General features: G+C 60.0%; 15 protein-coding genes. 9 read left to right on the top strand and 6 right to left on the bottom strand.

The genetic code is table 11. From position 1 onward, the window contains the following. Positions 1 to 547: 547 nt before the first annotated feature. Positions 548 to 964, bottom strand: coding sequence for a hypothetical protein (locus ASE04_RS12685; protein ID WP_156408765.1), 417 nt, complete (start codon positions 962 to 964; stop codon positions 548 to 550). Between the two features lie 328 nt (positions 965 to 1,292). On the opposite strand from ASE04_RS12685, the gene ASE04_RS31170 reads away from it, so the two are divergent. The 4 genes from ASE04_RS31170 (at position 1,293) to ASE04_RS12705 (ending at position 8,525) form a co-directional block, all read left to right on the top strand. Next, positions 1,293 to 1,469 carry a hypothetical protein gene (locus tag ASE04_RS31170; protein WP_056817724.1) on the top strand — a complete coding sequence of 59 codons (177 nt, stop codon included), beginning with the start codon at positions 1,293 to 1,295 and terminating at the stop codon, positions 1,467 to 1,469. 393 nt (positions 1,470 to 1,862) lie between these two features. Then, positions 1,863 to 2,624, top strand: coding sequence for a DUF3991 and toprim domain-containing protein (locus ASE04_RS12695; protein ID WP_244490389.1), 762 nt, complete (start codon positions 1,863 to 1,865; stop codon positions 2,622 to 2,624). Between the two features lie 117 nt (positions 2,625 to 2,741). After that, on the top strand, positions 2,742 to 3,344 hold the full coding sequence (locus ASE04_RS12700) for a DUF1419 domain-containing protein (RefSeq protein ID WP_056817728.1): 603 nt from the start codon (positions 2,742 to 2,744) through the stop codon (positions 3,342 to 3,344). Between the two features lie 90 nt (positions 3,345 to 3,434). Next, entirely contained in the window at positions 3,435 to 8,525 is a 5,091-nt protein-coding gene (locus ASE04_RS12705; RefSeq protein ID WP_056817730.1) for a DEAD/DEAH box helicase family protein, read from the top strand. 25 nt (positions 8,526 to 8,550) lie between these two features. Here ASE04_RS12705 and ASE04_RS30665 read toward each other — a convergent pair whose 3' ends face one another. Then, positions 8,551 to 8,793 carry a hypothetical protein gene (locus ASE04_RS30665; protein ID WP_156408766.1) on the bottom strand — a complete coding sequence of 81 codons (243 nt, stop codon included), beginning with the start codon at positions 8,791 to 8,793 and terminating at the stop codon, positions 8,551 to 8,553. A gap of 269 nt (positions 8,794 to 9,062) precedes the next feature. Here ASE04_RS30665 and ASE04_RS12710 point away from each other — a divergent pair, with 269 nt between their 5' ends. From ASE04_RS12710 to ASE04_RS12725, 4 genes are all read left to right on the top strand, one after another. Beyond that, positions 9,063 to 9,380 carry a hypothetical protein gene (locus ASE04_RS12710; protein ID WP_082597327.1) on the top strand — a complete coding sequence of 106 codons (318 nt, stop codon included), beginning with the start codon at positions 9,063 to 9,065 and terminating at the stop codon, positions 9,378 to 9,380. A gap of 357 nt (positions 9,381 to 9,737) precedes the next feature. After that, on the top strand, positions 9,738 to 11,471 hold the full coding sequence (locus ASE04_RS12715; protein WP_056817734.1) for a ParB/RepB/Spo0J family partition protein: 1,734 nt from the start codon (positions 9,738 to 9,740) through the stop codon (positions 11,469 to 11,471). Positions 11,472 to 11,563: 92 nt separating this feature from the next. Next, positions 11,564 to 12,460, top strand: a complete 897-nt coding sequence (locus tag ASE04_RS12720) for a DUF7007 domain-containing protein (protein ID WP_082597323.1) — start codon at positions 11,564 to 11,566, stop codon at positions 12,458 to 12,460. Then, positions 12,457 to 12,798, top strand: coding sequence for a hypothetical protein (locus tag ASE04_RS12725; RefSeq protein WP_056817738.1), 342 nt, complete (start codon positions 12,457 to 12,459; stop codon positions 12,796 to 12,798). The genes ASE04_RS12720 and ASE04_RS12725 overlap by 4 nt, the downstream gene beginning before the upstream one ends. Positions 12,799 to 12,884: 86 nt before the next feature. Here the strand turns inward: ASE04_RS12725 and ASE04_RS12730 are convergent, their stop codons facing one another. Together ASE04_RS12730 and ligD are read right to left on the bottom strand one after the other, a co-directional pair. Continuing rightward, positions 12,885 to 13,727 carry a hypothetical protein gene (locus ASE04_RS12730; protein WP_056817742.1) on the bottom strand — a complete coding sequence of 281 codons (843 nt, stop codon included), beginning with the start codon at positions 13,725 to 13,727 and terminating at the stop codon, positions 12,885 to 12,887. A 139-nt stretch (positions 13,728 to 13,866) separates the two neighbouring features. Continuing rightward, positions 13,867 to 14,907, bottom strand: coding sequence for a non-homologous end-joining DNA ligase (ligD, locus tag ASE04_RS12735; RefSeq protein ID WP_056817744.1), 1,041 nt, complete (start codon positions 14,905 to 14,907; stop codon positions 13,867 to 13,869). A gap of 484 nt (positions 14,908 to 15,391) precedes the next feature. Between ligD and ASE04_RS12740 the strand changes: the two genes are divergently transcribed. Then, positions 15,392 to 16,429: an LPO_1073/Vpar_1526 family protein gene (locus ASE04_RS12740; RefSeq protein ID WP_056817746.1), complete on the top strand. Its 1,038-nt coding sequence runs from the start codon at positions 15,392 to 15,394 to the stop codon at positions 16,427 to 16,429. 44 nt (positions 16,430 to 16,473) lie between these two features. On the opposite strand, the gene ASE04_RS12745 is transcribed toward ASE04_RS12740, so the two are convergent. Together ASE04_RS12745 and ASE04_RS12750 are read right to left on the bottom strand one after the other, a co-directional pair. Then, positions 16,474 to 16,935: a hypothetical protein gene (locus tag ASE04_RS12745; protein WP_056817749.1), complete on the bottom strand. Its 462-nt coding sequence runs from the start codon at positions 16,933 to 16,935 to the stop codon at positions 16,474 to 16,476. After that, complete coding sequence (locus ASE04_RS12750; RefSeq protein WP_056817750.1) at positions 16,932 to 18,776, bottom strand: hypothetical protein; 1,845 nt, start codon at positions 18,774 to 18,776, stop codon at positions 16,932 to 16,934. The genes ASE04_RS12745 and ASE04_RS12750 overlap by 4 nt, the downstream gene beginning before the upstream one ends. Between the last annotated feature and the right edge of the window lie 8 nt (positions 18,777 to 18,784).

The raw sequence follows: 18,784 nt of genomic DNA on the forward strand, positions 1-18,784 counted from the left end.
CAGGCTGCGGAGTGAGGCGTCTCAAAGCTAAAGCCGAAGAGGTGTATTTACCACCCGCCCCCGATCTGATCTTGCAACCGGTATCAGCCGCTCAGATCGGGGCTGGTCGATGTGCCGTGTGGCGACCAGTCGGACATTACTACTTTGCAAGCCGGCGGACATTCCAACTCCTCCGCCACATTGCGGTATCAGAATTTCTCTTATAGTTTGTCGCCCGCCTCACGCATGTCACGAGCACCATACTCTCGGGGCAGTCTACGGAATTTGCCGAGTAGGTTCGGTCGAATGTAACCCCGGGCGTAGGAAAGAGTGCGATGGCGTCCTGGACTTTCAATTGGGTTGAAAGGATTGTCTCGCGATCAAAGAGTTTTAAATCGATTTTAAAAAAATGCGCTAAAGCTAGTCGATTTTAATCTGTCGTTTAAAAATTTCTTGTTGCAACGCGAAGGAAATTTGACGCTAATCCGCGCACTGGGAGCGCGGTAGGGATTGTTTTCGACAGGAAGGCCGGTTTATGCCCCTCAAGAACCAGCTAGCGCTTTGACACCTAAGCCGCATGCAGCTTGTAGGTTTCCGCCCAGTGAGCTGGAACGAAACTTTGCTCGAAAGCAGTCACATCGTAGACCGAAAAAACTCCGTTTTGATCGCGGACGACGAAGTCGCTTGGGTGAGCTCTGAGAGCCTCCGGGCCATTGAAGATTGTGACGCCGGTAGCGGCAACAACCATCTGGCCACGTTCATAGCATTCACCGACCCATCCCGGCAAAAGCTCGCAGTTGGCCTCCGATGCCGCAATGATCTCGTGAGCGCGGACGACTTCAACACAGCTCGGTATTCTTAGATATTCGCGCATTGGGTCGAACATGGTCCCTTCGAAATGCATTGGCTTCATGCCGCACTTCCATTCGTCAGACTGCAGAATCGCTACTGCTACGCTAATGCCCTCTCTGACCATCGCGGGCAACCCGAACTTCTGATGTTCACAGGCTGATCACAAGCCGACCGCCACACCCTATCCAGCAAGCTCTACCTCGCCAGCCACTGCGAGCCGGAGTAACGCACGGTGCGTCCAATCTCGATCGTCAGCGATGGTTTACGTCCCCTGAGACCACGCCCACCCCGCTCTCTGTAATGGCGTCCTGGTCCTGATCCGGATCTTCCACGATCAACCCACAAGGGGTCCGCTAGCAAGCTGCGGCCGCTGGGCTCCGCCTGCGCCGTGATCGCGCCCGTCTCAGCACCTCTTCGGAGCCATCGAGCGGGATCGGCCCGCTTCCAAATGGAGCTCGCACATGTCGCACGATCTTTTCCTCGCTCAGTCCCACGCCTTCCAGCTCTCCCGCGACCTTATGGTCCCGGTCACCGTCTTCAAAGTGGACGGCGAATTTGGCGTGCTGCCCTCTGACGAAATCGACGCGAGCGACGACCTCGACATCGTGCACGAGTTTTTTCCCTGGCCGACTCACTGACCCGGCAATTGCCGTTCCGCGTGCCGCTGGCGACCTGTCGGCCGCAAGGGAAGCTTCGCCGCGGGCGGTGCAAGGTTGCACCTTGCCTCCCGCGCCCTTGCCCCCTCTGCTCTTCGCGGCGGCCGGAAAATGTCCCGCCGCTTTGCGGGGAGTTAAAATGAGGAGCGATCGCAGGCGATCGAAAAAACTATGAAGAGAGAAGAAATCGAGAAAATCCGTGAAGCGGTAAGCTGCGCTGCTGTTTTAGAAGAGGCTGGCTTTGCGGTCGACATCAAGGAAAGCACGCGCCGGTCGGTGAAGTTTCGGCGTGGCGCCGAAATCGTCATTGTCACGCACGAAGGCCGCGGCTGGTTTGACCCATTGAGCGACGATAGAGGCGACGTCTTCGGCCTAATGGCCCTGCTTGAGCATTTGACGTTTTCGGACGCGGTCGACCGGGTCGGCGATTTCATTGGCTACAAATCTGCGCCTCTTATCTGGAAGAAGCCGCTCTCCGAGGTAAAGCCTGCGGATATTCTGGCCCGATGGCAAGGCCGCCGGCTTCCAGGTTCCGGATCCGGGGCTTGGCGGTATCTTTGCTGGATGCGCGCGATTCCGACCGCCATCTTGCGCGCGGCTATCGATCAAGGGATCGTTCGAGAAGGGCCGTTTGGCAGCATGTGGGCTGCCCACACCGATAGCGCTGGACTGGTGGTTGGATGGGAAGAGCGGGGGCCCGACTGGCGCGGCTTTTCGACCGGTGGCAGTAAAGTTCTCTTCCGCCTGGGCGCGCCTGACGCTCCTCGTCTCTGCGTGACGGAGGCCGCGATCGACGCGATGAGCCTCGCTGCGATCGAAAATCTGCAGGACGGCAGTCTGTATCTCAGCACCGGCGGCGGATGGTCTCCTAAAACCGAAGCGGCGCTGCTGAAGCTTCTCGCTCGGCCTGGCACTCACCTCGTCTGTGCCACCGATGCCAATAGCCAAGGCGATGCCTTCGCGCGCCGTCTTCAGGCCCTGGCCAAACAGGTTGATTGCCCCTCGGTCCGCCTTCGGCCGCCGGCGGACGACTGGAACGTAGTCCTGCAGGAGAGAAAGGAGAAATTGAAGAGTGAAGGAGGAGAGAGGCGTGCCGCATCGCCGCCGACCGGATCAAGGGAGGCTTCGCCCGGCTGAAGCCGGCCCTTGACACGGCCGGTCGGGATGCCGGCGGCCCGGAAGGTGTCACGAGGGACTGAAAAGACGGTGATGGAGTGGCCATGCCCAAGTCCCCAAACCCTGAAGGAGCCAGAGATGAACACCCTTGCCCCGATCCGAAAGATCTTCGAAGGCGTCGCAACGCGCCCGCAAATGTTCCGGCTGTTTGATCGGCATAACCAGCGCCCCAACCGATGGGAGACCGATGCCGCTCCCCTCCACAGCGGAGAGTGGTTCGAGATTGATGAGGCGCTTTATGACTACATGCTCGATATCCTGCCGCCACTGTGGATGCGCGGGGCGATCTTCGCGCTGCGCGAATTCCTGACCGGCTCGGTGACAAGCATTTTCTTCGCGCTGCGGATCGACGGCAAGGTCAGGTACTTCCACGGCTATTGCGACCTTTCCGATCCTACTTCGGTCGAAACCATGCGGGCGACGATCTTCGACCGCGAAACACAGCCGGTGCGCGCCATGACCCGGGACGAGCGCCTCGAGCATATCTGGAGCAGCACCGCCGACGCTTATCGCGGCTATGCCGGCGATCGCTTTCCACCGGCGATGCAGGGAAAGCGCACGGTCATGCTGTGGAGTGGCACCGACGGCACGCTCCTGAAGCTCCTCGACGACCTCACCGATGACGAGATCGCCGCAAAGCTCCCCGTTCACATGCGGCATCTGCCGGTAATCGCGGCTTAGTCGCCGCCACTCCCTTCAATCCCTCGAGCGCTTCCAGCCTGCTATCGCGGCGGACGAGCGCTGGCGCGCATCCAAAAAGGAACACCCCCGATGAGCAACGATCCATTCACGCTCGACATGTTCGGCAGCTCTGCACTCTCTTCAGGCCTTGGCCTTGGTGTCACCGCGTTTGGCGGCTTCGACACGCTGGCCGCCAATGACGACGATCCGGATCCTACGCCGCCGCCCCTCGCCCCGGCGTTGCCGGCCGCGGTGGCCCCGACGCGTCGGCGGGGACAACGCCAGAATTTCTATCTCGATGACGACCGCGGCCTCGGCGTTTCGTGGAAGGACCGCGCCCGCGCCAATGTCGCGGCGATCCTGGTCGCCGACAGCATCGCGAAGCAGGAGAGGCCCGCAACGCCTGAGGAGCAGGCCCAATTGATCCGCTTCACGGGCTTCGGCGCCGGAGAGCTTGCCAATGGCATGTTCCGTCGGCCGGGCGAGGTCGATTTCCGCCACGGATGGGACGCGCTCGGTTCCTCGCTCGAAACCGCTGTCTCCGAGGCCGACTACGCCTCGCTGGCCCGCTGCACCCAGTATGCCCATTTCACGCCTGGGTTCATCGTCCGGGCGATCTGGGCCGGGATCAATCGTCTTGGCTGGCGAGGCGGTCGCGTGCTCGAGCCCGCCATCGGCTCCGGCCTGTTTCCCGCGCTGATGCCGGAGGAATTCCGCGACAACGCCTATCTCACGGGTATCGAACTCGATCCGGTCACGGCCCGCATCGTGCGCCTGCTGCAGCCGCGGTCTCGCATCGTCGAAGGCGATTTCGCGCGCACCGCCCTGGCGCCAATCTACGATCTCGCCATCGGCAACCCGCCCTTCTCCGACCGCACGGTCCGCTCGGACCGCGCCTACCGATCGCTGGGCTTGCGCCTGCACGACTATTTCATCGCCCGTTCGATCGACCTGCTGAGGCCCGGAGCATTGGCCGCCTTCGTCACCTCGCATGGCACGATGGACAAGGCCGACACAGCCGCGCGCGAGCATATCGCCAAATCCGCCGACCTGATCGCGGCGATCCGGTTGCCAGAGGGGAGCTTTCGCCGCGATGCGGGCACAGATGTCGTCGTTGACATCCTCTTCTTCCGCAAGCGCAAGGTGGGCGAGCCGGAGGGCAACCAGCTATGGCTCGACGTGGACGAGGTTCAGGCCGCGACCGCCGACGAGGGTGCAATCCGCGTCAATTGCTGGTTCGCCCGCCATCCCGACTTCGTGCTCGGCACCCATGCCCTCACCTCGGGGCCGTTCGGCGAGACCTACACCTGCTTTGCCTGCGATGGATCCGATCTCGAAACCGCCCTCGCCGCGGCAATCGATCTTCTTCCGGCAGGCCTCTACGATGGCGAACCCACGGCTGTTGATATTGATCTGGAAGACGAGCTCGCCGAAATCGTCGATCTTAAACCGAAGGACGGCCCTGTCCGCGAAGGCAGCTTCTTCACCGACCGTGCCAAGGGCCTGATGCAGATGCTTGATGGTGCGGCGGCGCCTGTGGCGATCCGCAAGGGCCGCACCGGCGACGGGATCTCCGAAAAGCATGTGCGGATCATCTCGAAGCTGATCCCGATCCGTGATGCTGTCCGGGAGGTCTTGAAGGCGCAGGAGACCGATCGGCCCTGGCGCGACCTGCAGGTTCGGCTTCGTCTCGCCTGGTCGGCATTCGTGCGCGACTTCGGTCCGATCAACCACACGACCGTTTCGATCCAGGAGGATCCGGAAACCGGCGAGGTGAAGGAGACGCATCGCCAACCGAACCTCGCGCCCTTCCGCGACGATCCCGATTGCTGGCTCGTCGCCTCGATCGAAGATTATGATCTGGAGACCGACACGGCGAAGCCGGGTCCGATTTTCGCCACCCGTGTGATCGCTCCGCCAATGTCGCCTGTCATCACCAATGCGGCTGATGCGCTGGCGGTGGTACTCAATGAGCGCGGCCATGTCGATCTCGATCATATCGCCGAGCTTCTCCATTGCGATATCTCCACAGTCATCGATGAACTCGGTGACACGGTGTTCCACGATCCGGCTGATGGTTCGTGGAAGACGGCTGATGCCTATCTCTCCGGATCCGTTCGCACCAAGTTGGCGGCGGCGCAGGCGGCGGCAGAGCTCGATCCGGTCTACGAGCGCAATGTTCGCTCCCTTCAGGACGTCCAGCCAGCCGATCTGCGTCCGTCGGACATTACCGCACGTCTCGGCGCGCCGTGGCTCCCGGCCGCCGACGTCGTCGCCTTCGTCAAGGAACGGATGGAGGCCGAAATCCGCATCCACCACATGCCGGAGCTTGGCTCGTGGACCGTGGAGGCGCGAGAGCTTGGGCTTTCGGCGGCCGGCACATCCGAATGGGGCACCAGTCGGCGACATGCCGGCGAGCTGCTTGCCGATGCGCTCAACAGCCGCGTCCCGCAGATCTTCGACGTCATCAAAGACTTCGATGGCGAGCGGCGGGTGCTGAACGTCGTCGACACAGAGGCCGCGCGCGACAAGCTGCAGAGGATCAAGCAGGCGTTTCAGGACTGGGTCTGGACCGACCCCGATCGCACAGACCGCCTGGCGCGGGACTATAATGACCGTTTCAACAATATCGCGCCGCGCAAATTCGACGGCTCCCATCTGAAACTTCCCGGCGCCTCTGGCGCCTTTGTTCTTTATGGCCACCAGAAACGTGGCATCTGGCGGATCATCGCCGATGGTTCGACCTATCTCGCCCACGCCGTCGGCGCCGGCAAGACGATGACCATGGCCGCCGCGATTATGGAGCAACGCCGGCTCGGTCTGATCGCCAAGGCGATGCTTGTTGTACCCGGCCATTGCCTGGCGCAGGCAGCACGCGAGTTTCTCGCGCTCTATCCCAATGCCCGCATTCTCGTCGCCGACGAGACCAATTTCACCAAGGACAAGCGCGCTCGTTTCCTGTCGCGGGCAGCGACCGCCACCTGGGATGCGATCATCATCACGCATTCGGCGTTTCGGTTCATCGCCGTGCCCTCGGCCTTCGAACAGCAGATGATCCAGGACGAATTGCAGCTCTACGAGGAGCTGCTGACCAAGGTCGATAGCGAGGACCGAGTTTCGCGCAAGCGGCTCGAGCGGTTGAAGGAAGGATTGAAGGAGCGGCTCGAAAGGCTCGCGACCCGCAAGGACGATCTGCTGACGATCTCGGAGATCGGTGTCGACCAGATCGTTGTCGACGAGGCGCAGGAATTCCGCAAGCTCTCCTTCGCCACCAACATGTCGACGCTGAAGGGCATCGATCCGAATGGCTCGCAGCGTGCTTGGGATCTCTACGTGAAGTCCCACTATATCGAGACGAAAAACCCCGGCCGGGCGCTGGTGCTGGCCTCTGGTACGCCAATCACCAACACGCTCGGCGAGATGTTCTCGATCCAGCGCCTGCTCGGCCATGCGGCGCTTGCCGAGCGCGGGTTGCACGAGTTTGATGCCTGGGCCTCCTGCTTCGGCGACACGACCACCGAACTCGAAATCCAACCATCTGGCAAGTACAAGCCGGTCAGCCGCTTTGCCTCCTTCGTCAATGTCCCCGAGCTGATCGCGATGTTCCGCTCGTTTGCCGACGTGGTCGTGCCGGATGACCTGCGGCAGTATGTGAGGGTGCCCGACATCTCGACCGGCCGGCGGCAGATCCTGACCGCAAAACCGACGGCGCTATTCAAGTCATATCAGCAGACCCTCGGGAGTAGGATCAAGATGATCGAGCAGCGCGAGGGTCCGGCCAAGCCAGGCGATGATATCCTGCTGTCCGTCATCACCGATGGCCGCCATGCGGCAATCGACCTGCGCTTCGTCACGCCAGCGGCCGACAACGAGGTGGACAACAAGCTCAACCTCCTGGTCCGCAATGCGCATCGCATCTGGGAGGAAACCGGCGAAACCCTCTATCGCCGCCCGGATGGCAAAGACTTCGATCTGCCGGGTGCGGCACAGATGATCTTCTCCGATCTCGGCACGATCAATGTCGAGAAAACCCGGGGCTTCTCGGCCTATCGCTTCATTCGCGGCGAGCTGGTCCGGCTTGGCGTGCCGGCCTCCGAGATCGCCTTCATGCAGGACTTCAAGAAGACCGAAGCCAAGCAACGGCTGTTCGGCGATGTCCGTGCCGGCAAGGTGCGTTTCCTGATCGGGTCCTCCGAGACGATGGGAACCGGCGTCAATGCTCAGCTGCGGTTGAAGGCGCTCCACCATCTCGACGTTCCTTGGCTGCCGTCGCAGATCGAACAGCGCGAGGGCCGCATCGTTCGCCAGGGAAACCAGCATGACGAGGTCGATATCTTCGCCTATGCCACCGAGGGCTCGCTCGATGCGTCCATGTGGCAGAACAATGAGCGAAAGGCCCGCTTCATCGCCGCTGCGCTTTCCGGAGACACGTCAATCCGGAGGCTTGACGATATCGGCGAAGGCGCCGCCAATCAGTTCGCCATGGCCAAGGCGATCGCGTCCGGCGACGAGCGACTGATGCAGAAAGCCGGGCTCGAGGCCGACATCGCGCGTCTGGAACGGCTGCGCGCCGCGCATGAGGATGATCAGTACGCTGTCCGCAGGCAGATGAGAGACGCGGAGCGCGAGATCGAAGTCTCAACCCGGCGCATAGGTGAGATCGGCCAGGACGTCGAGCGGCTTCAGCCCACATCAGGCGATGCCTTCAGCATGACCGTGCTCGGCGAGACCTTTACAGAGCGCAAGGAGGCCGGCCGCGCCTTGATGAAGGAGATCCTGACGCTTCTGCAACTGCAACAGGAGGGCGAGGTTCACGTAGCGAAGATTGGCGGGTTCGATCTCGTCTATGAGGGCGAGCGGTTCGGCAAGGGTGATGGCTATCGCTACGAGACCCTCCTCCAACGCACGGGCGCTAACTACGAGATCGAGCTTGCCATTACTGTCACCCCACTTGGCGCCATCTCACGGGTGGAGCATGGGCTCGACGGATTCGAGGAAGAGCAGCGCCGCTATCGCCAGCGCCTGGACGACGCCGAGCGACGCTTGGCGTCCTATCGCTCCCGCACGGGCGGAACCTTTCAGTTCGCCGACGAGCTCTTAGAGAAGCGTCGCCTTCTACGCGGGATCGAAGAGGAACTCGCGACCGCCGCCCTTGAAGACGCCACGCAGGAGGCCGCTTAGATGCCCGGTCCGGAACCGGGCGCAATCAGGCTTCGCCTGGTTCTGGTCCCGCCCGCCTGCGCGCGAGGCGCTCGCGTTGCTCCGCCTCCTTGGCGGCGAGGCTGTCGAGGTAGCGCTCGCGCATCTGCTTGATATCGATCTCGCCGCGAACCCATTCGTCGACAAGCGCGATGAAGGTTGGATTTTCATCGATGGACATGCCCTGGGCTTTCGCCCTGTCGATGGCGCGCTGCGCGATGGATTTCCGGGTGCTAGGGTCCGTGCTCATCTTGCCTCGACTTGGGATTGATCAGGTGGGCGGCGACATCTATCAGGGGGTTGCTTAAGCCGCGACTTGAAATCGGACGCTATCAACAATATCTGAGGATCACTTCCCGTTTCGATGATGTTCTGCCGCCGGCAACACCCGCGGCTTTTGATATCGTCCGGGATCAAGAAAAGGGCGCTCCCCACGCGGGATGAGCGCCCTTTTCGCTTTCCATGCCTTGACCGATGCTCGAACTCGATGAGATCAAAGTCAAAATATTGCGGGAATCGATGCCTTTTTATCTTGTCACCCAGACCTCTCTCATCGAAGCTGAAGACGAGCACGCCGCTGCTCGAATTGCGGTCGACCAGATCCGCTCCGGCGACAAAGTCGCCGTCACCGTGAAGTTCGACGAGACGACCGTCTCGCACATCGTCGTTCCTGCGAAACCGGCTATTTCTCGCGCAGCCACGGTTGCCGATCCCGAAGTTGCCGAGCAGATCAACGCCTCTTCCGCTGCCCAATCGTCGGTCGCTGAGACCGATCGAAAGCCAACGCTGAAGCGGATGATCGCTGACGCGTTCTCGCTTCTGAAAAGGCGTCCTTAGGTCTTTCGGACCGGTGATGTTCGTGATTGGCCCGGGTGGTCATTGATGTCCCCTCGCGTCATTCGGCCAGGTCGTCGCCGCAAAATGAATTAGAGAATGATGAAGTAAGAGCGATGAAAAGCGAATCGGTCGCAGATCGGTCCTCCTGCCGTCGCTTTCGCTCAATTGCCGCCTGCGCGATCCCGGCCGGTCGTCCTTCGCAGGGCAGTGCCCCGCTTGACCTGCCCAACAGGGATGCTCGGCCGCAGTTGCGGCAGTCCGGCCGCCCCGCGGTCCGGGAGATGTCTTCGAGAAAAAAATGAAGACAGGAAGGGTCGGCAAGGCGCTGGCCCGAAACTCTCCCGAAAGGACAGTCCCATGCAGATCAAGACGATCGATCCCCGCGCCCTGAAGGAAAATCCCGACCGCATGCGTCAGACAAAGTCGTCGCCGCAGGCCGATGCGCTGATGCTGGCGACGATCAAGGCCGTCGGTATCGTCCAGCCGCCGGTCGTTGCGCCCGAGGCGGATGGTGGAAATGGCTACATCATCGATGCCGGCCATCGCCGCGTGCGCCTGGCGATCGAAGCCGGCCTCGAGGAGATAGAGATCCTCGTCGCGGATGCCTCAAACGACAACGGCGCCATGCGCTCGATGGTCGAAAACAGTGTGCGCGAAGCGTTGAACCCGGTTGACCAATGGCGCGGCATTGAGCGGCTGGTCGCACTCGGCTGGACCGAGGACGCGATCGCCGTCGCGCTGGCACTCCCCCTCCGCCAGATCCGCAAGCTGCGGCTGCTTGCAAACGTCTTGCCGGCAATGCTGGAACAAATGGCACTGGGCGACATACCGTCCGAGCAGCAACTTCGGATCATTGCAGCCGCCGGCGAAGGCGAGCAGAAGGAAGTCTGGAAGGCGAACAAGCCGAGGAAGGGCGACACCGCAGCCTGGTGGACGATTGCCAATGCCCTGACCAAGAAGCGCATGTTCGCCAAGGATGCGAGCTTCGGCGACGATCTGCGCGAGGCCTATGGCATCGAGTGGGCAGAGGACCTCTTCGCACCGGCCGATCAGGACAGTCGCTACACAACCAACGTCGAGGGCTTTCTCGGCGCCCAGCATGAATGGATGACCAACAATCTGCCGAAGCGCGGCGCGATCGTCGAAGTTAACAGCTGGGGCCAACCGGAACTGCCGAAGAAGGCAAGCCAGGTCTACGGCAAGCCCTCGAAATCCGATCAAGCAGGCCTCTATCTCGATCGCGACGGCAAGGTTCAGACCGTTCACTATCGCATGCCCGAGGCTACCAAGCCTAAGGGCGGCAGTGCCAATGGTGCCGACGGTGTCGTTGACAGTGATAACGGGTCGACACCGAAGGCGCGTCCTGACGTCACGCAGAAGGGTCAGGACATGATTGGCGACTTCCGCACCGACGCCCTGCACGATGCCCTCAGCCGCGCTCCAATCGAAGACGACATGCTGATGGCAATCCTTGTGCTGGCGTTCGCCGGCCAGAATGTTCGCGTCGACTCCGGCGCAGAAGGTGGTCTCTATGGCGGTGTGCGCTTCGGCCGCCATGCGGCTCGCCTCGTCACCGAGGATGGCAGGTTGTCTTTCGACATGGACACGGTTCGCGTCGCGGCACGTGCGGCCCTGATCGATGTGCTCTCGTGCCGGCGCGGCATGTCGAACAGCGGCGTCGTGTCGCGTCTCGCCGGCGAGGCAATTGGCGCGGACGGCTACCTGCCGAACATGGGAAGCGAGGAGTTCCTCACATCCCTCTCGCGTCAGGCGCTTGAAAGCGTCGCCAAGGATGCCGGCCTCGAACCGGGAGCACGCGTCCGCGAGACCCGCTCAGCTCTCGTCACTCACTTCGGAGGCGATGCGAACCTCGTCCATCCCTCTGCTCGGTTCGCGCCGGAGCCGCCGGAGGTCTTCGCCTTTCTCAAGCACCTTGATCACGACACCGGCCAGCAAGACGAAGTCGAAACCGAGGAGGCCGTTCCCAATGACGAGCATGTCGAGGTCGATGCCTCCGATCTAGTCGGCTCCGATGAGGAGCCCGGCACGCTCGACGATCACGAAGCGGCTTACGGTATCGCGGCCGAATAATTGTACCAATCCCTTCCAGATTTTCACAGCACCGCCGCCGGTTATTCCGGCGGCGGCTTGCTTTTCAGGACCTCCAAACAAGGAGCCCGGCCATGAACGGACCCACAACTCTTTCCGCCACTGATCCAATGTCCATGTTCCCAGCGACCGATGACGTCGAATTCGGGGTTAGCGCCGACGGATTTCCCGTCGCACGCATCCGCGAAATCCTCCTCGGTATGATTTCCAACGGAGGCGGCGCCTTCTTTCTGGCCAGCGCGTGGCGCATCACCAAGCCGCTTGCTGAGGTGCGACATCACCATTTCTATGGCCACGATGGTCGCGTGGCCGACGAAGCTGCCTTCCGTCTGAGGGTGATCGAAACCGCGGAGCACATGCGGGAACTATCTGCCCTGGCTCGTGTCCAGACACGCATGTCTGCGAGCACGCCTTGGGGCGGCTCACAGCTGGCGACGATCTATGCCGAGGGAATAGTGAGCCACTCGACCTCAGGGCATGGGGGCTTTCATCTATCACCCGACCGAAATCGTCAGGTCGACGCATCGGTTCGAAGCGCGGGCGGTTGGTACGAGGAAGATTGCGAATGGGCGATCGTCGCCTTGACGTTCCCGGATCTCTTCACCGGCTACGAGCGCCGATGTGCTGACGAAGCTGCTCGCAACAGCGTTCCGGACTATTGGGAGAAGCTTCGCGGCCGCCCGCTCAGTGTCGGCGAATCCTGGTCGAAGGATCGTACTGAGTTCGAGCGCGTCCATGCCGACGACTGGGTCGTCATCTCTGCGATAGCATCCAATCAGCATTCCGGCATGACCGAGGTCGTCGCCACCAAAATTGGCAATCGCGATTTCCAGATTGAGGAACGCCGTTTTCTCGTCAGTCATGATGAGTACGGCGGACGCGGGCGTTTTGGATTTGTCATCGATCTCGCGCGCCATGCCGCTTATGACGGTCCGTCGAGCTTCGTGGGTTGGAGCACGAGGGCGGCATGATGGCGCCGGTAATGTCACCTGAAACCCAGCTCTCTCGCATGGAAGACGTTCGCCGTCAGACCCAGAGGCAGCTGGAACCCATTGACAGGCAGATCACCCGCCGGATGACGGCAATCTTGCCGCAGCTTGCGCAACGCCAGACCGGATACCATCGCGGTAAGGCGCCGGATGGCCGCACCTTACTCGAGCGCTATCGCGTCAACCTTGCCGGGCTAACCGCAGAGCGTCAGCCGGAGGCCGAAGCGCTATCGAGGAAGCTCGCTCGACAGGACGCTGCGATAGCAGCGCTGCGCGATCGCTTGTCTTCTGCCGGCCCACACGCGTGCCAGGAGGGCTGATGAGATGGCTACTGTGGCGCGGCGCGTCCTTCTGGACAGATCGGCGTTAGCTTTTGGACACCAAAACACAAATTCTCAGCGTGGCGTTAGTCATCAAGATCGCCATCGGTGTTGAATGCGTCTGTAAGGTTTGGCGTCATGTTGACTAGACGCTCCATATTCAAGCGCAGATTTCTCAGCTCCAAGTTCTTTGCAATCGTCAGCGCTGCGCCTTCGAGGGCGTCCTGTGCGGTTATGCAAGCCAAAACGCTGCGATAGACCCGGACAAAGTCAACCGGGTATCGCGCTTCCATCTGCGACATAGCTGATAGTTTCAGCTGTCTAAGGGAGCTGCGTAGCTCTTGCCCAGTGCCTATCACGATCCGCTGATCGCTGCCGCCTTCGTAGTCTTCAAGCCGGAACGACAACCCCCGACCGACCAAATCTGCCGATGCGCCGAAAAACGTCCAGATGTGATCATAGTTCAGAAGGCGAGCTGCAAGAACTTCCACAGCTCCATCGAACTGCTTCTTCGCTTGGTCTGCGGCTCGCTGCTCTTCCTGCTCAACGAGGATGTCTGTTTGCTTTCCGATGAAAGTCGCCTGTCGCCGAGACTCCTCGGCTTGCTCCTTAGCGACCGCTCGATTGTCCTCAAATTCCCGACGCGTCAGTGCTAGTTCGGCTCGTTGCAAAATCACCGCAACTACCAGCCAGAGGAATGCAAGGGGCGAGAAGGTGCCGGCCCAAAAATCTCCCCAATCGCCGACCTTCTCAAAACACGCACGCCAACTGGTGACCGCGCACCCGGGTTCCTGCCCGGCTAGAAAAGAGACCGCGAGACCAACCCAAGCGAGAGAGGCCAGCGTCGCACCAAACAACCAAATCACGGATGCCGTCGGCCAGCTCCCCTTCCTGGCTGGTTTACCCTTCTGTGGCGCGTGTTCCTGCATGTGTGGCCTGCCCCTTTGCACTTCCTCATTCAATGCGCATTAAATCCTGTCATACCAAAGCTGCAAGGCGTGGCAGTGTCTTCCATGGATTCAGGGGAATTGAAACTTAACGGTCCGTCTGGTCTTGCGACGAAGGACTTCAAATCAGCTCGAAAACCGCCGCGTTGTCCTGGCGCTCTCTCAGGCCTTTGAAAGAGGCGTGGCGCAGCTTTCCGTCATGCGTCCATGCCCGATACTCGATCTCTGCGATGAGTGTCGGCTGCACCCAAACCAATTCCTTGCGTCGGCCATCGTACTGTAGCGGTGGTGCCTTACGCTTGATCCGATCGAGCGTGTTGCGGAGCTGCGCGGCTACACGTTCGCTGAAGCCGGTACCGACAGAACCCACATAAACCCAATCACTGCCCTTCCGGGCGGCCAACAACAGGCTACCGATGCCGCCTCGGGCTGATAACGAATGCTCGTAGCCGACAATCATGAAGCTGTCGCTCTGGATGCACTTGACCTTCACCCATTCGCCAAGCCGGCCTGAGCGGTAGGTGCTGTCCTTGTATTTGGCAATGATGCCTTCAAGCCCATGCTTGCAGGCGGCGGCGAAGATTTCCCGCCCGTCGCCTTCTATATCTTCGGATAGCCGGATGGCGTCTTGCGATCCTTCAAGAAGCTGCCGCAGGAAATAGCGCCGCGCCGTCAATTCAAGGCCTCGGATGTCGTGGCCGTCGAAATAGAGAAGGTCGAATGCATACATCACTGATGCTCCCGAGTTCAGTTTGCCGCCGCGACCACCGAGCGATTGTTGAAGCGCGCTGAAATCCGATCGGCCCTGCTCATCGAGAACGACCGCTTCGCCGTCGAGAATGGCGCTCCCAACCCCAAGGCGTTTTGCTGCCCCTACGATCGCGGGGAAACGATGTGTCCAATCGTGGCCGCCACGAGTGAGAATCCTGACCTGCTTATTTTGAAGGTGGACAGCGATGCGGTAGCCGTCCCATTTGATCTCATACAACCAATCTGGGCCAATTGGTGGACGCGGCTTCAGCAGCGCCAAACACGGTTCGACACGCGCCGGCATCGGGTCCAGTGGGAGGCGCGGCTGGGAAGGATCGCGCGGCTTGCGAACGCGACTGCGAAGCGGTTTATCGTCAGCGACGAGCGGCTTGGAGCGTGGAGACTTTGCCATATGATAAGTACATCAGGCAAAGCTTAAAAAGATAGTGAATATGGCGACGAGCGACGGAGAGTGTCAGCCACGCTACAGGTGGCGAGAGACATGGTTGGGCGAATACCACGCGGACTACAAGGGCTTCGATGTACGACAGTCTTTCGGAAGCGGCCCGGCGAGTAGAGGAGCATTTCGAGCGACTGAAAGAGGGGCATAGCCGATAAAACATATAGTGGGGTCTGAGCCGCGTTGTTGAAGCCTCGATCTTCTGCCACCTTAGGTACTAGCAGACGGAATCGCCGAACCGGATGCGGCTAAAGCAAACAACTAACCAACCTTGGAGGAATGAGATGGATGGCGACACACTGAAGTGGGCGATAGGGATTTTGGTTACTGTAGTAATCGGCGTGGCTGGGGGACTGACAGTATATCGGTCGCGCCAGAGTGCCAAAGCCAGCAGCGGGTCCACCGTAATACAATCAGGTCGGGACACCAATCTTAAATGACAGACCAAAAGGCGAGAGCATCATCCGATAGCCATATTATCCAGAGCGCGCGTGACACGAATATCGGCTTGTCTGCGACGGACATGATGATGGTTTTCGACGCGCTAAAAAAGGTCATGGACACCTACGCCGAGAACGCACGTGAGATGGTTGAGCAGCGGCTGGATGCGTTTCGGCATCAAGTGCTGGCTCAATTCGTGCCAGGCGCGCGAGGAAGACCTGAAGCGTTTCGCGACCCCGATTTTCAGTATGTTCTTGGTCGCGCGCAGCAGGCTTTCGCAAGATCTGGGGACAGTGAGCTGGGCGACATACTGACCGATATGGTAACCGAACGATCAATGCAAAACGACCGCTCTCGCTTGACGCTGACTTTGAATGACGCGATCGAGAAATCTGCCCTGCTCACTCGTAATGAGTTCGCAGAACTCGGGCTTGCCCACGTATTCAGACACACGGTCAGGGAGTTTCGGAACTATCAACAGTTTATAAATTTGCTGGGCGCGCTACTGCAGTTCGTCCCCGACGTCTCTGTTAAGTCATCCTCGTATGACTACCTAGAGAGCCTCGGAATCGCGAACGTTTCGCCTTTCGAACAAGACTTCATGCAAATTATCCGAAGCTCGTGTATCGGCGTCGTCAGCAAAGGGTTTGAGAAATCCCGAATAAATTCGGAATGGTGGGCGAGTTATCGGCCATTTTTAGATGAGAATCTCGTTAGCTGCCTGCATGACTCGACTAAGTTGCAGTTCAAGGTTGGAAATCGAACTGCGTTTCAGGAGCAGGCAGCGAGGCACTTACTGGATGAGGAAGCCAGTTTTGGGCTTTGGGCAATTTATGAAAGCTCCGCGTTTACACCAGACGAGTTTCGAGAGGTTGTAGGGATGCAACTTCCAAACATCGGCGATCTCATCGACGCGTGGGACAAGACACAACTCCGGAGGTTGAAGCTAACGACTGTAGGACAAGCAATAGGCCATGCGGCAGCTCGCAGAATGGGATTGCAGCCTGCCGACCTTGGTCTTTGGATCACCTGATTCGCCAAGAGCCGCCCTTTAGCGGCTGCTTGAAAGGTCCTCATTTACCGGAGTGGCCACACGATGGCATCGAAGATCGCCTGAGCAATGCCTATGTCGGCTGCAGCATCGATCGCCGCTTTATTGCTCAGTCGGATCGATTCAATCGCTGCCCCAATCATCTGCCAATTAATGTAGGCATCGTTGACCACGTTGGCGACGCCGGCAAGGGTTTCTGCCGTAATTCCAACTTCGGCAGAAAGCATCGGGTAGTCAGCTGGATTCGGCTCAGCGTCGGCGAGAAAGCGGGAGGCCTCGCCTGCCTTCTGCTGATATGTCATAGCTTGGCCAGCCCCCGGCGTGATGTATCTCAGGCGCTCCGCTTCGGCCTGGCTGTCTATCGCAGCCTTGAGCGCGGTCTGCACGCCGGCCAGATTTGGCAGAGCCGACAGGCGAAAAGCCTCCAGCTCTGCTTCCTCCTCGGGCGTCATGTCACGCGTAACCTCGCCATCAAAAATCTTTGTCATGCGGCAATACCTTCTACGATGAAGTCTCCGGTAAGCGTACCCGTGGGCGCTATCAGCCGGAGAGCGTTAAAAATCGTGCTGTCCGTCTGGCGGGCATAGTAACTGGTGGCGAAAAGCACGCTGGAGGTGTTGTATCCGCCAGCCTTACCGAGGATGTGGGTCTGAGCCGCCTCGTTCAGCCGATCAATGGTGATCTCGAATTCCATATCGTTGGAGTTCACCAGATTGGTGACCGAAATGGCTACGCCCGAAAGGCTTGAGGTGTTGATCATCGCTGCCGCTGCCTGCTGACCGTAATAGGCTTGGCCGTACGTCGATGTGGTGACAAACGCATTGCCGTTGTCTGCACTGAACTGAAGGAGAATAGCCTCGTTCGTTACAGACTTCTGCACGCGTCCCTTGAGGCGGATTTTCTTGTACGCACTTAGGTTCGGGACAAGGGCGTATGCCGCAGCGCTCGGCTGATACCTGCCGACATACTTCCAGCCCTGAGAAGCCTCAAGCGCCGCGACCCGCGCTCGTGCATCCGCCAAGTCACTGAGCACCTGAGCCGCAGCGACCGTGGCGGCGTCGATAGGGGCGCTATAGGCCTTGATGAACCACGTAAAGGTGACGTTAGCCACTCGGGTTTCAGTAGCTGTGCGGGGTGCTCCGTTTGTGCCATCAGTGATCGGGTTCCCAATGCGATTAGTGACCGAACCCGTGGTGGAGCCGTCAATGACGTCAACCTGCCCAACCACAGTAGAGGTACCGCGACCGCCAGCGTTGGTGAGTAATTCGAACTTGTGACCTTGGAAGGCGTCAGCCTGCACCGTACCAAACGCACGGCCCGCATCTCGGGTCTGGCCGGGCAACCACATGCGTTCAAACAAGCTATCCCCTGCTGGCAGGACCGGGTTGCCGTTACCATTGACTGCCCAACCGTTGGCAAGGCCATAAGCGCGTAGATCGGGAAGCGCCGAGGTGACTTCAAAGCCCGGAATCCATTTGATGTAGCCGGGAGGCGTTGTCGCGCCATTCCCATACATTGCCACCTTGGTCCCAATCGGAACCCCACCAGTGAGATAGGATTGATTGGCCCAATAGGCGGCAGAGTGGTAGCTGCCATCGATCAGGTTCATGGAGACGGCCCACTCTTTGGCCTTGGTGCTCCAGCCCTGCGCTTCAACAATGTATTCCGCAATCTCTTCGCCAGCGGTGGCGGTATCATCTCGATAACCGCGAGCCTGCTGCGCAAAGGCCTCGGCTTGCGCCACGATCGCGGAATTAGCCTGATCGGTTATCAGCCGAAACGTCTCGCCGTCTTTGACACCGACAATCAGCATGCCGGCAATCAGCCCGCCTTCGGCAATATCATTACCCGAGTTCGACTTGACCGTTAGGGCGGCTTGACCATTGAACGAGATCGCAACGGGGCTTTCATCGCTCGTCTCCGCGATCGGGACGATGACCAGAGCGGCCTCCGAAACGGGAATGCCGGTGTCTGCCTGAATGGCCGAAGGCGTGCCAACGCCGGAGTTCGTCGCCTTGATAAAGCTGTAGGGCAGCGGCATCGCCCAAACCCAAGCCGAACCGATCCGGCGATAGATTCCGTTCTTTTCGCCATCTGGATCGGCAAACACCCAAGGCGTGAAATCGCCCACCGCCGCCGCATTCAGCTCGGCTAAGGTTTCGAACAGCTTGCCGGCGTTGGTGAGCATCTGAAACGGTCCAGTTGCCAGCAACTGAAGTGCTGCCGCATCGGCCGGAATACGAACGGTTGAGCCGTTGCGATTGCCCATGAAGTCTTCGACGATCGAAGAAGAAGGTATGTTGGGCGATTTAACGCCTGAATCAGCCATTGGGATTC

This window comes from Rhizobium sp. Root708 (genome assembly GCF_001429725.1).
In the GTDB taxonomy this organism is placed as follows: Bacteria; Pseudomonadota; Alphaproteobacteria; order Rhizobiales; family Rhizobiaceae; genus Rhizobium.

What these genes read in the sequence shown, in the direction of transcription:
- ASE04_RS31170 (WP_056817724.1), top strand. Translation starts at nt 1,293, where the DNA reads ATGTCGCACGATCTTTTCCTCGCTCAGTCCCACGCCTTCCAGCTCTCC.
- ASE04_RS12695 (WP_244490389.1), top strand. Translation starts at nt 1,863, where the DNA reads ATGGCCCTGCTTGAGCATTTGACGTTTTCGGACGCGGTCGACCGGGTC.
- ASE04_RS12700 (WP_056817728.1), top strand. Translation starts at nt 2,742, where the DNA reads ATGAACACCCTTGCCCCGATCCGAAAGATCTTCGAAGGCGTCGCAACG.
- ASE04_RS12705 (WP_056817730.1), top strand. Translation starts at nt 3,435, where the DNA reads ATGAGCAACGATCCATTCACGCTCGACATGTTCGGCAGCTCTGCACTC.
- ASE04_RS30665 (WP_156408766.1), bottom strand. Translation starts at nt 8,793, where the DNA reads ATGAGCACGGACCCTAGCACCCGGAAATCCATCGCGCAGCGCGCCATC.
- ASE04_RS12710 (WP_082597327.1), top strand. Translation starts at nt 9,063, where the DNA reads ATGCCTTTTTATCTTGTCACCCAGACCTCTCTCATCGAAGCTGAAGAC.
- ASE04_RS12715 (WP_056817734.1), top strand. Translation starts at nt 9,738, where the DNA reads ATGCAGATCAAGACGATCGATCCCCGCGCCCTGAAGGAAAATCCCGAC.
- ASE04_RS12720 (WP_082597323.1), top strand. Translation starts at nt 11,564, where the DNA reads ATGAACGGACCCACAACTCTTTCCGCCACTGATCCAATGTCCATGTTC.
- ASE04_RS12725 (WP_056817738.1), top strand. Translation starts at nt 12,457, where the DNA reads ATGATGGCGCCGGTAATGTCACCTGAAACCCAGCTCTCTCGCATGGAA.
- ASE04_RS12730 (WP_056817742.1), bottom strand. Translation starts at nt 13,727, where the DNA reads ATGCAGGAACACGCGCCACAGAAGGGTAAACCAGCCAGGAAGGGGAGC.
- ligD (WP_056817744.1), bottom strand. Translation starts at nt 14,907, where the DNA reads ATGGCAAAGTCTCCACGCTCCAAGCCGCTCGTCGCTGACGATAAACCG.
- ASE04_RS12740 (WP_056817746.1), top strand. Translation starts at nt 15,392, where the DNA reads ATGACAGACCAAAAGGCGAGAGCATCATCCGATAGCCATATTATCCAG.
- ASE04_RS12745 (WP_056817749.1), bottom strand. Translation starts at nt 16,935, where the DNA reads ATGACAAAGATTTTTGATGGCGAGGTTACGCGTGACATGACGCCCGAG.
- ASE04_RS12750 (WP_056817750.1), bottom strand. Translation starts at nt 18,776, where the DNA reads ATGGCTGATTCAGGCGTTAAATCGCCCAACATACCTTCTTCTTCGATC.